This window comes from Trinickia soli, assembly GCF_002879855.1.
Taxonomy (GTDB): Bacteria; Pseudomonadota; Gammaproteobacteria; order Burkholderiales; family Burkholderiaceae; genus Trinickia; species Trinickia soli.
On the sequence record NZ_PNYB01000008.1, the window covers coordinates 110,465 to 123,495 of the forward strand.

13 protein-coding genes and 2 pseudogenes are annotated in these 13,031 nt (G+C 60.3%); 7 read left to right on the forward strand and 8 right to left on the reverse strand.

Annotated elements, in window-relative coordinates; translation table 11 throughout:
• Nucleotides 1-198: 198 nt before the first annotated feature.
• A pseudogene (locus C0Z19_RS11465) lies at nucleotides 199-812 on the forward strand (alpha/beta fold hydrolase); the annotation flags it as partial.
• Nucleotides 813-1,013: 201 nt separating this feature from the next.
• Complete coding sequence (ydiK, locus tag C0Z19_RS11470; RefSeq protein ID WP_233196098.1) at nucleotides 1,014-2,186, forward strand: AI-2E family transporter YdiK; 1,173 nt, start codon at nucleotides 1,014-1,016, stop codon at nucleotides 2,184-2,186.
• 42 nt (nucleotides 2,187-2,228) lie between these two features.
• Here ydiK and C0Z19_RS11475 read toward each other — a convergent pair whose 3' ends face one another.
• From C0Z19_RS11475 to C0Z19_RS11490, 4 genes are all read right to left on the reverse strand, one after another.
• Nucleotides 2,229-3,191, reverse strand: a complete 963-nt coding sequence (locus C0Z19_RS11475; RefSeq protein WP_102609946.1) for a hypothetical protein — start codon at nucleotides 3,189-3,191, stop codon at nucleotides 2,229-2,231.
• Between the two features lie 23 nt (nucleotides 3,192-3,214).
• Nucleotides 3,215-3,403 carry a CsbD family protein gene (locus tag C0Z19_RS11480; protein WP_102609947.1) on the reverse strand — a complete coding sequence of 63 codons (189 nt, stop codon included), beginning with the start codon at nucleotides 3,401-3,403 and terminating at the stop codon, nucleotides 3,215-3,217.
• Between the two features lie 147 nt (nucleotides 3,404-3,550).
• A complete protein-coding gene (locus C0Z19_RS11485) occupies nucleotides 3,551-3,973 on the reverse strand; it encodes a PRC-barrel domain-containing protein (protein WP_102610085.1) in 423 nt (140 codons plus the stop codon).
• Between the two features lie 278 nt (nucleotides 3,974-4,251).
• A complete protein-coding gene (locus C0Z19_RS11490; RefSeq protein WP_102610086.1) occupies nucleotides 4,252-4,641 on the reverse strand; it encodes a PRC-barrel domain-containing protein in 390 nt (129 codons plus the stop codon).
• Nucleotides 4,642-4,961: 320 nt separating this feature from the next.
• On the opposite strand from C0Z19_RS11490, the gene C0Z19_RS11495 reads away from it, so the two are divergent.
• From C0Z19_RS11495 to C0Z19_RS11505, 3 genes are all read left to right on the forward strand, one after another.
• Nucleotides 4,962-5,120 (forward strand): DUF3309 family protein, encoded by a 159-nt coding sequence (locus tag C0Z19_RS11495; RefSeq protein ID WP_102609948.1) that lies wholly within the window; start codon nucleotides 4,962-4,964, stop codon nucleotides 5,118-5,120.
• A gap of 175 nt (nucleotides 5,121-5,295) precedes the next feature.
• Nucleotides 5,296-5,607: a BON domain-containing protein gene (locus C0Z19_RS11500; protein ID WP_102610087.1), complete on the forward strand. Its 312-nt coding sequence runs from the start codon at nucleotides 5,296-5,298 to the stop codon at nucleotides 5,605-5,607.
• 162 nt (nucleotides 5,608-5,769) lie between these two features.
• On the forward strand, nucleotides 5,770-6,879 hold the full coding sequence (locus C0Z19_RS11505) for a glycosyltransferase family 4 protein (RefSeq protein WP_102609949.1): 1,110 nt from the start codon (nucleotides 5,770-5,772) through the stop codon (nucleotides 6,877-6,879).
• A 46-nt stretch (nucleotides 6,880-6,925) separates the two neighbouring features.
• Here C0Z19_RS11505 and C0Z19_RS11510 read toward each other — a convergent pair whose 3' ends face one another.
• Nucleotides 6,926-7,165, reverse strand: coding sequence for a hypothetical protein (locus C0Z19_RS11510; protein ID WP_102609950.1), 240 nt, complete (start codon nucleotides 7,163-7,165; stop codon nucleotides 6,926-6,928).
• Nucleotides 7,166-7,674: 509 nt separating this feature from the next.
• Here C0Z19_RS11510 and C0Z19_RS11515 point away from each other — a divergent pair.
• Together C0Z19_RS11515 and C0Z19_RS11520 are read left to right on the forward strand one after the other, a co-directional pair.
• Entirely contained in the window at nucleotides 7,675-8,814 is a 1,140-nt protein-coding gene (locus tag C0Z19_RS11515) for an HAF repeat-containing protein (RefSeq protein WP_102609951.1), read from the forward strand.
• Nucleotides 8,815-9,124: 310 nt separating this feature from the next.
• On the forward strand, nucleotides 9,125-9,835 hold the full coding sequence (locus C0Z19_RS11520) for an FkbM family methyltransferase (RefSeq protein ID WP_102609952.1): 711 nt from the start codon (nucleotides 9,125-9,127) through the stop codon (nucleotides 9,833-9,835).
• Nucleotides 9,836-9,872: 37 nt separating this feature from the next.
• On the opposite strand, the pseudogene C0Z19_RS11525 reads toward C0Z19_RS11520, so the two are convergent.
• From C0Z19_RS11525 to C0Z19_RS11535, 3 genes and pseudogenes are all read right to left on the reverse strand, one after another.
• Nucleotides 9,873-10,843: pseudogene (locus tag C0Z19_RS11525) on the reverse strand (tannase/feruloyl esterase family alpha/beta hydrolase); the annotation flags it as partial.
• Nucleotides 10,777-12,204: an acylating sulfoacetaldehyde dehydrogenase gene (sauS, locus tag C0Z19_RS11530; protein WP_102609953.1), complete on the reverse strand. Its 1,428-nt coding sequence runs from the start codon at nucleotides 12,202-12,204 to the stop codon at nucleotides 10,777-10,779. The pseudogene C0Z19_RS11525 and the gene sauS, both read right to left, overlap by 67 nt.
• A 21-nt stretch (nucleotides 12,205-12,225) precedes the next feature.
• Nucleotides 12,226-13,008: a 3-hydroxybutyrate dehydrogenase gene (locus C0Z19_RS11535; RefSeq protein ID WP_102609954.1), complete on the reverse strand. Its 783-nt coding sequence runs from the start codon at nucleotides 13,006-13,008 to the stop codon at nucleotides 12,226-12,228.
• Nucleotides 13,009-13,031: the final 23 nt, after the last annotated feature.

A 13,031-nucleotide genomic window follows, 5' to 3' on the forward strand; every position in this document is an offset into this window, starting at 1 on the left:
TGGGCGTATAGCTCGCTTTGCAAAAAGAAGCAATTCGCAGGCCCGGCGTAAAGAACAACATCAGCCGATCGTGCAAATGCGCGGCGATCGATCATCTGGTTCGTACGCGTGTCGCCGGCATCCCGACGGCTTGCCCCTTTCAAAGAACGCCAACCTCAGCTCTTTGTGACGTTGTGTATCTGCGATGTCTCCAGAGACAACCCGGCGGCACACGGCGCGAGCGCCGCCGACTCATTTCACCTGGTCATACCGTCACTGCCGGGTTATGGATTCTCCGGCAAACCGACGACGACCGGCTGGGGTCCCGAGCGCACCGCGCGGGCGTGGGTCGTGCTGATGAAGCGGCTCGGCTACGACACATTCGCGGCGCAGGGAGGCGATCTCGGCGGGGTAGTGGCGAATGTGATGGGCAGGCAGGCGCCGTCCGAACTGTTGGGCATCCACGTCAACTTTCCCGCGACAGTACCGGCGGATATTGTGAAATCGCTTCAAAACGGCGACCCGCCGCCGGCCAGCCTGTCGGCTGAAACATTACGCTGTACTGGTTGACCAACACCGGAGTTTCGTCGTCGCGATTCTATTGGGAGTCGCATTTCAATTTTCTGGCCGCCGCGGATGTGTCGGTGCCCGCCGCCGTCAGCGTGTTTCCGCGCGAGAACTACGAAGCACCGCTGAACTGGACAAAGCAGGCGTATCACCATCTCGTCCATTTCAACCGTCTTGACCGCGGTGGACACTTCGCGGCGTGGGAACAACCGGAACTTTTCGCAAGCGAAGTAAGAGCGGGCTTACGCCCGTTGCGCAACTCGTGAGTCAGCACGTTCCCAACTACTGCCCGCCTCTTCATCACCCTGACAACGCCTGCACGGCGACCGTACGCCTGGCTGCAAGGTTGATTTGCATCAATCGGCCGGGGCCGCGGCCGCGCACAATCAACGTCTAAGCGTGGAGCTTGCTGGCGGCGCAAGGTCGTGCAAGCTGGAACAGTCGGGGCAGAGATCGGAGGCCGCGAATTGAACCGTCAACCTCATGGAACAGTTGTCCGAGCCAGGCAGATTGTGCAAGCCCGTCCGACTGTCGATCTCGCTCGCATCATGCTGGGCGTGCTGGCGCTATCGCTGCTGATCGGCGGCAGCCTCTATATCCTTCGTCCGTTTCTGCTCGCGCTCGTCTGGGCCACCATGATCGTCGTCGCGACCTGGCCGGCCCTGGACGCGGTGCAGCGGCGTCTGCGAGGTCACCGTGGGCCTGCCGTGGTCGTGATGCTGCTGGCATTGATGGTCGTGATCGTGCTTCCTATCTATGGCGCGGTGTCGACTCTGGCGGCCCACGCAGACGAGATCACCACGCTCGTGACGGGTTTGCCGAACTACACGTTGCCGCCGCCGCCGAACTGGCTCGCCAGCCTGCCGCTCGTCGGCGCGCGTGCCACGCGCGAGTGGCAAACGCTGACGGACGCAGGACCGGGCGGCGTCCTGGCGACGCTGCAGCCGTATGCGGTTCGCGTGGCCGGGTGGCTGCTCGCACGTGCGAGCGCGATTGGCGCACTTGTGCTTCACCTGCTGCTCACCGTCTTCATCTGCGGCATTCTCTACACGAAGGGGGAAGCAGCCGGGCGCATCGTGACCCGCGTTGCACAGTGCGTGGCACCCGAGAACGGCGCGGCGATGGTGCGGCTCGTCGAACATGCGATTCGCGGGGTCGCACTGGGCGTCGTGGTGACGGCGCTGGCCCAGTCCGCGCTGGGCGGCCTCGGGGTGTGGGTCGCGGGCGTCCCGTATGCCGGCGTCCTGACAGCGATCCTGTTCATTTTCTGTCTCGCTCAGCTCGGTCCGCTTTTGCCATTATTGGCGTCTGTCGCGTGGTTGTTCATGCATGACGCACGGCTTGCGGCGATCCTGCTGCTCGTGTGGTCCATCGGCGTGACGGCGCTGGACAACATTTTGCGCCCGATCCTCATCCGGCGCGCCATCGCGCTGCCGATGATCCTCATTCTCGCCGGCGTGCTGGGTGGTCTGCTTGCGTTCGGTATGATCGGGCTGTTTATCGGGCCGGTGCTGCTTGCCGTCACCTATGCCCTCATGCTGGCATGGATCGACACGCAGGAAGCCGCGCGCGCCGCGGACAATGCACCAGCCATGCCTGACACGCCCCGCGCCGCGAACAACCCCGCGACCCATGAGTAACGCCAGCCACAGGTTTTGGAGATTGGCTGAACAGGTGCCCGGCTAAGGCTGCGCGCTATTTCCCGAGCGCGCCTGCCCTGTCTGCTGGCGCCGGTATTCGTCGAATTTCATCTGCATGTACTCCTGCCGATCCATTTCGTGCAGTTGCAGCGGATATCGTTCGTTTGCGTCGAACCAGTTGGTCAGTCGTTGCACGAATTGCTGGTCGGGCGGGGCAGACAACGCGCCGAGATAGGCCTCGACCGCCAGGTAGTAACGCATCGTGTTGCGCTCCATCAGGCCACGCATCCCGCCGATATATGCCGGCCGGGCAGCGGAGGACGGATCGTCGATCTCGGTGAAGCCGACCTTGCCGCGAGCAAAGGCGGCCAGATAGGCCTTCATCGCGAGACGCCCGATCGCGCCGTAGCTGTAGGCATACGTGAGATGCACGAACGTGCGGCCACCGCCAAGTTCCACCGCTTCCACGACGATCTGATAATCCCGGGTGCTCAATGGTCCGCGGTCCGCATGGAGCTTCACCTGCAAGTATCCCGGGCCGGTGGTCGCCGCGTCGTATTCGAATTGCACCACGTACGTGGTGCCGAGTTCTTCGGCAACTTCCTTCTTGCTGACGTTGACGACCAAAGTATTGCCGCCCTCACCGCTGGTAGCACGACAGTACTTGATATTGGGGTGCAGAATCATGACGTCGCACCAGTTCTTCGAGCCTTGCGTCGGGTCGTCGAACACCGCGTTCAAGGTCGCGAACGGATAAGCCATCACCGCGTAGACTTCCCCCCTGAGCGTGGAGGGCGACTCCTCCGAATCCAGATACAACGGCCGCTCGAACTGATTGTGCTCAAGCCGGGGCATCAACTTCTGGTATGTCTCGCGCAGGTTGGCCGCATCGTCCGCGCTGCTGGCCGGCACGCCCGGGCATGGCAAGCAGCACGCCATCAGCACCGACGCCATGAGCGCCGCCTTGCATAGCCGGCGGCTCGCCGGGATTGCGAGCCTCGGCATCGCTCTGTCTCGACCGGCAGCGGTCAACGCGGCTTTTTCGTCTGCTCCTTGACGGCTTCCTTGACGTCGCCGAGTTTCCTTTGCGCTCCGCCGACTGCCTGCTGGACATCGCCCTTGAGTTCCTGCTTCTTGTCGCCCGTTGCGTGGCCAACCACCTCGTTGACCTTGCCCTTGACCTGCGTTGCGGCACCCTTGACTTGATCCTTGTTCATGATGAACGCTCCATATTCAACTGCCAGTCGAACGACCTGATGCCCGTCGCGATCGGCAGGGTTTGAGAAACAGCCTCCGCTCGCCGCTTGTCGCGCCCCCCGCTGGCGCGACCATGCCGGAACCGGCTCGGCTTGTTTGCCTCACCGTTACAGCGGCGGCTTGTATTGATCAGCCCCGTGACCCCATTGCGAGTCGGCCATCGCGGGCCAATGGTCCTTGTCGAATCCGGATGCGCTCTTGATCCGATCTTCCGTAGCGTCGAGCCGGAAACATTTCTCGTCGGTATCCAGGATGAGTGCCTCCCACGGCACGGCCAAAAGCTTGTCGCCCATCCCGAGAAAGCCCCCGCAAGACAGCACGGCATACGCGATCCGCCCGCCGCGTACGTCCAGCATGATGTCGTCGATCTTTCCAACATCCTTGCCATCAGACGAAATCACCTTGTCACCAATCAACGTATCGGCCAACATGCAAGCCGGGCCGGGCCCGCCACTGCTGGTGGCGCGACCGATGATCCGGGCGCCGCTACCGCCGCTCGACGGTTCGTAAGAGGGAGAAACGGGTGTCATGATCAACTCCTGTGTGCATTTCGCGATATGCCGGCAAGCTTCGCCGGGCATGCTTGACGGTGCGACGCGTGCGCCGATCTGACACGGTTCCGGGCCAGAGCGCCGAGCGCTTCGCCTGCGATCGCCCGCCGTCATACGGGCCAATCGACGCGCTCGATTCGAGCACGTCTCGTGCTGGCATACATGCAACGTTTCGTCGCCCATGAGGAAAGCGACTATCGACGTACACGCCTCAAACATTGTCGGCCGCATGTGATGCCGTATCGTTGCTCTGCGAATCACGGTGATGCATACCTGAATTCGGGCATTGCCTTCAGCGAGTCGCTAGTCAACCCACTCAGTTGAACCTGCTCGTCGACGATTTTCAGATTGCTGAACGGCATCGCGACGAGATGTTTTCCGATGCCGGCAAATCCGCCGATCGACACAATTGCATAGGTGACGCTGTCTTTCGGACTCACAATCAAATCGTCGATCGTGCCGATCTTGTGCTTGCTGTCGTCGTACACAGCGGCACCGAGCACCTTCGATGCTCGATAGCCGGAAGCCAACTGAACCACGTCGGTCCGGCTCGCCGTGACTGACTGGGCAGGTCCTTGCGCATGCAAGGTGGCAGTGGACAGCGCGAGTGCGACTGCCGCAGCGGGAAAAGCCAGCGCAAATTTCATGGCAACCTCGTTCAGTTCGTGAACGTTGCCATCAAAGTATTGGCTACCGGCTTGGTTCGCCATTGACACACGTCAAAGTTGTGCCGGTAAGGGCCTATCCGACGAATGGGCGCTCTCATCGGCCGCTGCGATCGCCGCAGTCCCCCAGCCCGTCATCGGGTGCATTGCCTTAGATCAAACGGTCCCCTTTTCGAGCGCACTACAAAAACATATATGGGTGCTCGGCAACATACCCTGCTGCCTCCCATTTGTGAAAATGGCTTTAAAGAGGCTTCGTTGACGGGGCATTCCGAAATCGGACCGGTAAAAGGAGAAACAACATGTCGCTGGGAATGATTCTTCTGATCGTTTTGGTGCTGCTGCTCATCGGAGTGATCCCGACTTGGCCACACAGCAGGGGATGGGGTTACGGACCGAGCGGCATTCTCGGTGTCATCCTCGTCATAGTCGTCGTCCTGCTGCTGCTCGGCAGGCTGTGAGCGCGTCGACGTCATCGAGCCACACCGCGATGCGCCTGCCGCGCCCGTGATCGCGGAACTTGGATCGGCCACGCCGATAGAGTGTGCAACACGTTTTCCGGCGCCTATCGGGCCGGGTTGGCGTGCCTGACCGGCGCTTACCCGCGCTTACCCGCGCTTACCTATGGAGCAAGAAATGACAAATCGCAACCGCATTTACGCACTCTTCATGATGTTTCTGCTGACGTTTTTCCTCGGCTGCGCGGGTTCGCGTACCCATGAAGCAACCGGCGAATACGTCGACGACTCCGTCATCACCACCAAGGTGAAGGCGGCCATCCTGAATGAGCCGTCGCTGAAATCCGCCGAAATCAATGTGGAGACATTCAAGGGTGTCGTGCAGCTGAGTGGCTTTGTCCGGTCGCAGGCCGATATCAATACGGCCGTCGAGGTGGCTCGTCAGGTCAGTGGCGTCAAATCGGTCAAGAACGCGATGCGGCTCAAGTGACGGGTGATCGGTCGGACAGCGTCCCGGGCGTCCGGGACGCTGGTTGAGGAAGACCGCAAAGATGGCTGCGCTGAAACAGACACCTGTCCAATACTGTCGGCGCCCCTGCCCCCACTGTTCGCGCCGGATGTTCCCGAGTGGCGCGAGAAGGAAGCTTCGTCGATGCGTATCGCACAGATCGCCCCCCTTTATGAAGCCGTTCCGCCGAAACTCTATGGCGGAACAGAACGCGTCGTGTCGTACCTCACGGACGCGCTCGTCGAGCTCGGCCATGAGGTCACGCTCTTCGCCAGCGGCGACTCGAAGACGACCGCGCACCTGGAGCCGGCATGGCCCCGCGCGTTGCGTCTGGACCCGACCATCAGCGACACTTTTGCGCCGCATCTGCTGTTGCTTGAAATGGTGCGCCGCGTCGCTCACGAGTTCGACGTGTTGCACTTCCATCTGAGCTACCTGCCTTTTCCGTTCTTTTCTGAAGCAGGTGTGCCGTTTCTGTCGACGGTCCATGGGCGCCTCGATCTGCCGGAGCTGAAACCGGTGTTCGATGCTTTCCCGCACGCGCCGCTGGTATCCATTTCAAATGCACAACGCCTGCCATTACCGCATGCCAACTGGCTTGCCACGATCTATCACGGCCTGCCCGACAGTCTGCTGACGCCACATCCCGAACTGCAGCCAGGCTATCTCGCGTTCCTCGGTCGCATCTGTCCGGAGAAGCGCCTGGATCTGGCCATCGAGATCGCGGCGCAAGCCGGTCTGCCGCTGAAAGTTGCCGCCAAAGTGGACAAAGCTGACCAGGCTTACTTCACGACAGTGATCGAGCCTTTGCTGTCGGCACCGCATGTCGAATTCGTCGGGGAGATCGACGAAGCTCAGAAGTGCGCATTTCTGTCAGGCGCCAAGGCGTTGCTGTTCCCGATCGATTGGCCGGAGCCATTTGGCCTGGTGATGATAGAGGCACTGGCGTGCGGCACCCCGGTGATTGCGTTTAACCGCGGCTCGGTGCCGGAGGTGATCGAACACGGGGTAACGGGCTATATCGTCGACGATGTTCCCGGGGCTGTCGATGCCCTGACAAAACTCGATGCGCTCTCGCGCCCGCTGATCCGCGAGCATTTCTGCCGCCGTTTCAGTGCGCAATTGATGGCGCAGCATTATGTGGATGTCTATATGAGGCTTCTCCACGCTGCCCCTTGTACCAAGCCGCACCTCGCATCGAGTGCTGAAAGATCAATTGACGCCGATCATCGATACCAGATGAACGATCGCTAGGCTCTTTGCCTTTTTGTCTGGCACCACGTGGTCGTATTGAAACCCACTACTTCGGAAATTTCGCCTCGTCGATGAGAACGTGACAGTAGGCGTCCGAGGCCGCCAGGGCCAATTCCTCGGAGACGAACGTGCCCGGCACGTCCATCTTCGAAATCACGGTTTCGACGGTGCCGTCCCAATGACGTCGAAGAATATCGATCGTGCCGCGCCACTGGCCGTCTTGCCCGAAACTTGCAGACACTCGATAGAAGTAACCGCGATATGGCCTGAATTCGTCCACGTCCATTGCTTACCTCCCCTCATCCGGCTTTTCATCGTAGCACGCGAGGAGAATGGGATTGCAGGAATAATGAGCTGACGGCGCTCGAATGGCTGTTTGCTGACGCGCAGCCGCCGTGATTCAGGACTGAAACATATTCACCTCCCCCCGGGCATCGCAGCTATCGATTCAACGCGCAATCTTTCGCTCACACGCGGCGTCTCGAGGTCCCGGGATATTCATGCCGGTGGACTGCGGCGTCGACGAGGCCTACTGCTCGATCCAATGTTTTCGCCCCTGCAACAAAACCCGTGCTTTCTGCGCGGAATCCGACATCGAAGCATCAGCGGCACCACGCTCTCTCACGTGCCGCCGAAGCTGGCATGTTGCTCGCATCAGCTGCTCCGGTTAAGCCCCGTCACACCGTGTTCGTTAGATAGCGAACAGCCACTGAGTCGGATCGGACACGACTTGTGGACCACGTCGTCCTGAAGACGGGGTACTTCAGAGCCTGTTCACGATCAAGGAGCTAACACATGGCTGCTCGCTCACGATTCGCGGTCTACCTCGGCTTGCCCGATTCCACGCCGGCTACAGCGACACCGTCGCGGCAATCGGCAAGACGCTACGTTGCCCGAACGCTTGCTGTTTTCGCGGTATTAGCCGCCGCCGCATCACCACCGGCTATCGCCCAAACGCTCACCATCCATGACCTAGGCACGTTGCCCGACGGGCCCAATAGCTACGCTACCGCCATCAATAATCGTGGCCAGATAGTCGGCTATTCCAACTATTCCATCACGACGACCGGGGTCATTCCGTTCAGCCCGCCTCACCGGCAATTTCATGCATTTGTGCTCGACAAAGGCGTAATGACCGATCTCGGCGCCCTGCCCGGCGGCACCGTGAGCCAGGCTTTGGCGATCAACGAACGCGGCCAGATCGTCGGCTTCTCGACCATGCGTGGTCTCGCCGGCCCACGCCACGCGTTCATTTATGACAAAGGCGTCATGACCGACCTGGGCACACTTCCCGGCGGCCTTGGCAGCCAGGCTGCCGGGATCAACAATCGCGGACAGATCGTCGGTTTCGCCGATGCCGCCAGCGGGCTACAGCACGCCTTTCTGTTCGAGAACGGCGTCATGGGCGACCTTGGCACCCTACCCGGCGGCGACAGCAGCGAGGCGACAGGGATCGACAGCCGCGGACGCGTTGTCGGTTCCTCGAGCATCGTGACCGGAGCGCCGCACACCACGCACGCGTTTTCCTACAACAACGGTGTGATGGCGGACCTAGGGACGCTTCCCGGCGGGACATTCAGCCAAGCACTGGCGGCGAACAATAGCGGTGAAATTGTCGGCTACGCGGACAACGCCGGCGGGGCACAGCATGCCTTTCTGTATCGGCAGGGGCAGATGATCGACCTTGGAACGCTCCCTGGCGGTACCTACAGCGTCGCTATGGGGATCAACGAGAGAGGCGACGTTGTCGGCGTCGCGGACAACTCCGGGTCATCCAACCATGCCTTCTTGTATTCGAACGGGGTGATGAAGGATCTTGGCGCGCTGCCCGGTGGCGTTTTCAGTGAAGCGCTCGGGATCAACGACAAGGGAGACGTGGTGGGAGATGCGTTGACATCAAACGGCCATTCCCATGCAGTGCTCTGGACGAAGTGAAGACAGCGGCCGTGTCGGCGAGCCATGGATCGCGCGCCGACACGCTCACGTTCAGGCATGCGCTGACGAATAACCGGTAAATCGTTCACATCCTCTTCTTACGTGCGCTAGCGAACAAAAGACGCTAATCACGAGAAGACGGCAATGTTCGAACAATCAACGGGAATCAATGGCTCAGATCCACCCGCCATACAACCATCCATTTTCTTGTGATGATCCGACAATTATCATTGTCCGAAATGCATCCTTGAAATCAGATTGAAATAAGCTAGTCTATCGCCATCGATCGACTCCGGCGGTACGCATTGTTATGAAGAAATTCAAAGATGCCGGGCATTTTCTTTGGTTGGTTCGGAAAACATGGATTACGCGTGTCGCGCGCCTGTACTATTCTCAATTCGGCGAAGACGCGGTACTACGTGAGATAATCGACCCGGCCTACAACAACGGCGTCTACGTAGATGTAGGCGCATACCATCCCATAAAATTTTCAAATACCTACGCCTTGCATAAACGCGGATGGCGTGGCATCAACATCGACATGGATCCGATAAAGATTGAAGCATTCAAGCTCGCCAGGTCTTCGGATGTCAATGTTTGCGCGGCAATTTCAAGCGAGAAAACAATTAAACAGGCATACAGTTTTTCCAAGTATGGGCTCACCTCGACCTTGGAGCCTGCAACGGCCGCCGCCGACCCCCAGGCTCCGATATCGGTCCGCAACGTCGAGACAACCACGCTCGACGATGTGTTGGAACATAGCCGTTACTCGAACCAGGAAATCGATCTGCTTTCGATCGACGCGGAGGGGCACGATTTCCACGTGTTGCGATCGATTAACATCGATCGATACAAACCAAAAATCATCATCGTCGAAAGTGTGTCCTTTTCCATCAGGGATGTGATCAACTCTGAAATATACAAATACTTGGAAGAACATGGCTATCGGCTGATCAGTTGGACGCACATTTCCCTGATTTTCAGGGTCGACCGGTCGTCAATATTTCGATTCCAGTTGTAGCCAGGCGGCCAGAGCCCCCCAAGAGACGCGGATGGCCTCACTCCCGCGCACAAACAAAACTACCGGCCCGATCGGCTTCCCCTTTCCCGACATACCGCGGAAACGCCGGATACCTGCACAACGGCGCGTGCGCCCGTTGGTGGCCTGCGCGATATCGGTCACAACCAGCGTCTCCGGCGCAACCCCGTGCGTGACCCAATCGTCGAGCCGCACCGATCGTCTCCGACAGCCAGACCACTTGTTGACGGTGACGTCCCGGCCGCATGACATCGAAGTGCGCCGAATCGAACGTCGGGTCATGCGTGACGAAATACTTGATGTAAGCATCGCCCTGAGAAAACAAGTACCCGTTCGGCACGAATGCGGGCCGGGGAAGCGGCTGCTGAGAATGCGCGAGACCGAGCATGCTTGTCCAGCGCGTTCCCTTTTGCACCCGTTGGAGCGGCAGGGCGACGGCACACCGGGGGGCATCTGTCGCCGGTGCTGCTCGCTGTATTCGTCCTGCCCGATCCGCAGGCCAATCAGCCGCAGCCCTGAGAAGTTCAACGCCGGCACATTCGCCACTACGCCGTCGTAGTCGTCGGGATGGCGTTGGATCACCGTGTAGCCTTCGCGCCCACCCCTCGAGCCGCATAAGCTCAGGCCTGCGTCCGTAGCCGCGCTCGATCAGCGCGAGCGCAACGTCATGCACCTTTTTCAAGTGTGCATACCCGAAGTTCGACACCGCCTCGTCAAGCAATCCGAAGTTCGCTTGCGACGCACTGCCGTTATGCCCGGAGTCGTCGCCGAACGTCGCATAGCCGCGCGCGAGCGGCGCACCGTCCGGCGAAAACGGCATCGCCCCGTCCCCGTCACGACCACTCCGCTGTAACCGCCGCCGCCGAATTGCAATGCGCGTCCATTCCAGCGGCCCGGTAAATTGAGCTCGAATCGAATGTCTATCAAGCCTGGATCCCGAATTTTTCCCGGTACGCGCCAAACAGTTCCTCTTCCGTCGGCTCCTGGGGCGGGATAGACCACGAAATGCGGGTAATGTTCAGATAGTGCCGATAATTCAAGTTGTCGGAAATGCTATTCCTTCCCCACGTGCCGCATCCCATCGACAACGAAAACGGCAAGCCATTGTCGAAGCTGCCACCGGTCGCGAAACAATGCGCCTGATTGACGATGATTCGGCACGCGGGCATGGTCAATCCCAGGCGAAGCGGTCTGGCATCGTCGGCGCTGTGGATGCCGATGGAGTGCCCCGCGCCCTGATATTGGTAGATTTCGCGCACGCGTTCCATCGCTTCGTCGAAGTCGTGCACGCGGTATAGCGTGAGAACGGGCGAGAGCTTTTCGCCCGAAAAGGGATGGCTTTCTCCGACACCGGTCTCTTCCACCAGCAGACACGAGCACCGCGCGAACCCCGGACCCCTAAGGCCCGCGAGCGCGGCGATTTCAGGTGCCGATTTCGCGGTCACCTGCGATGAGAGCTTGCCGTCCGGCCACATCGTCGATTGCAAGCGCTCTTTGTCCGCTGGGGAGAGCACCACCGCGCCCTGCTGCCTGAATTGCTCGAGCATCGCCTCATAAACCGAGTCGACGATCACCGCGCTGTTCTCCGAAGAGCAACTCGTCGCGTTGTCAAACGTCTTCGATAGCCTGATCTTCAGCGCGGCATCGGCCAGATTCGCGGTTTCGTCGATGATCGTGGCCACATTGCCCGCGCCTACCCCTATCGCTGGCGTGCCGCTCGAATACGCGCCGCGGACGTTGTTCTGCGAACCGGTCACGACAAGCAGATCGGCGCGGGCCATCAGTTCCGCGGTAGCCGCCTTGGATACCGGCGCCGGGAGTTGCTGCACGAGATCGCGCGGAGCGCCGACGCGGTCGAGTTCGGCATGAATGAACCCGATCAAACGCGCACTGGTGCTGTGTCCCTTTGGGGACGGCGACACGATGATCGCGTTGCGCCCCTTCAAGGCATTGATGATCTTGTTGGCCGGCGTGGCCGCCGGATTGGTCGAAGGCGTAATGGCGGCCACCACCCCCACCGGGCGCGCGATTTCCACGAGGCCCTTGTCCGGCAATATCGCAATCACGCCGACAGACTTGGCGTTGCGCAAATCCCGCAACAGACCCATCGTCTTGCGGCGATTCTTGACGATCTTGTCGGCTACGTTGCCAAGGCCGGTGTCGCGCACCGCGAGTTCGGCCAATTCCTGGTTGTGCTGCGGCTCGACGATTGCCCAGCCAGCCGCGGTGACGACTTCATCGACTTGCTCCTGAGAATAGTTCTCGTAGATGCGTTGCGCGGTGCGCGCACGCGCAAGAAGTTCATCGATGTCTGCATGTTGCGCTGTCTGTTCGGTCTGTGCTGATGCCACGATGCCTCTCCGGTAACCCCATTAGGCCATATGCCAGCCATGGCTGACGACGATCGACTGTCCCGTCAATGCATTGGTTGGAAAGCTCGCCAGAAAGACTGCGACGCGGGCGATGTCTGCAGGCGTCGTGAACTCGCCGTCGACAGTCGTGCGCAACATCACGTCCCGTATCACGGCGTCTTCGCTGATGCCTCGATCGCGCGCGAGCTGCGGAATCTGACGCTCGACGAGCGGGGTGCGCACAAACCCAGGGCAAATCAGATTGGCTCGCACGCCATGAGCAGCCTCTTCCTTTGCCACGACGCGACACAATCCAAGCAACCCGTGTTTGGCTGCGACGTACGGGCCCTTCTGCTCCGAGGCTTCCTTCGAGTGGACCGATCCCATCAACAGGATAGTCCCGCCGCGCTTTTGCGCGCGCATATGGCGCAGACAGGCACGCGTCATCAGAAAGGCGCCGTCCAGGTGAACCGCCAGAATGCGCTTCCAGTCCTCGAACGATACGTCTGCGATCTCGTCCAGATGCTGCAAACCAGCGTTGCTGACGAGGACGTCGATGCCGCCCAGTGCCTGCGCTGCGGTGTCGACACCGCGCTCGACCTCGTCTTCGGAAGTCACATCGACACGCAGAGCGATGGCCGAGTCCGGCGCCAGTCCAAGTTCGCCGACCACGCGCTCTGCGCTGCCCAGATCGATGTCCGCCGCGCAAACCTTGGCACCGGCCTGCGCGCACGCTCGCGCGATCTCTGCTCCGATGCCGCTGCCGGCACCGGTCACGAGTACTGTCTTGCCATTGAGCTCCATGCCCCCTCCGGTGAAGTTCTATC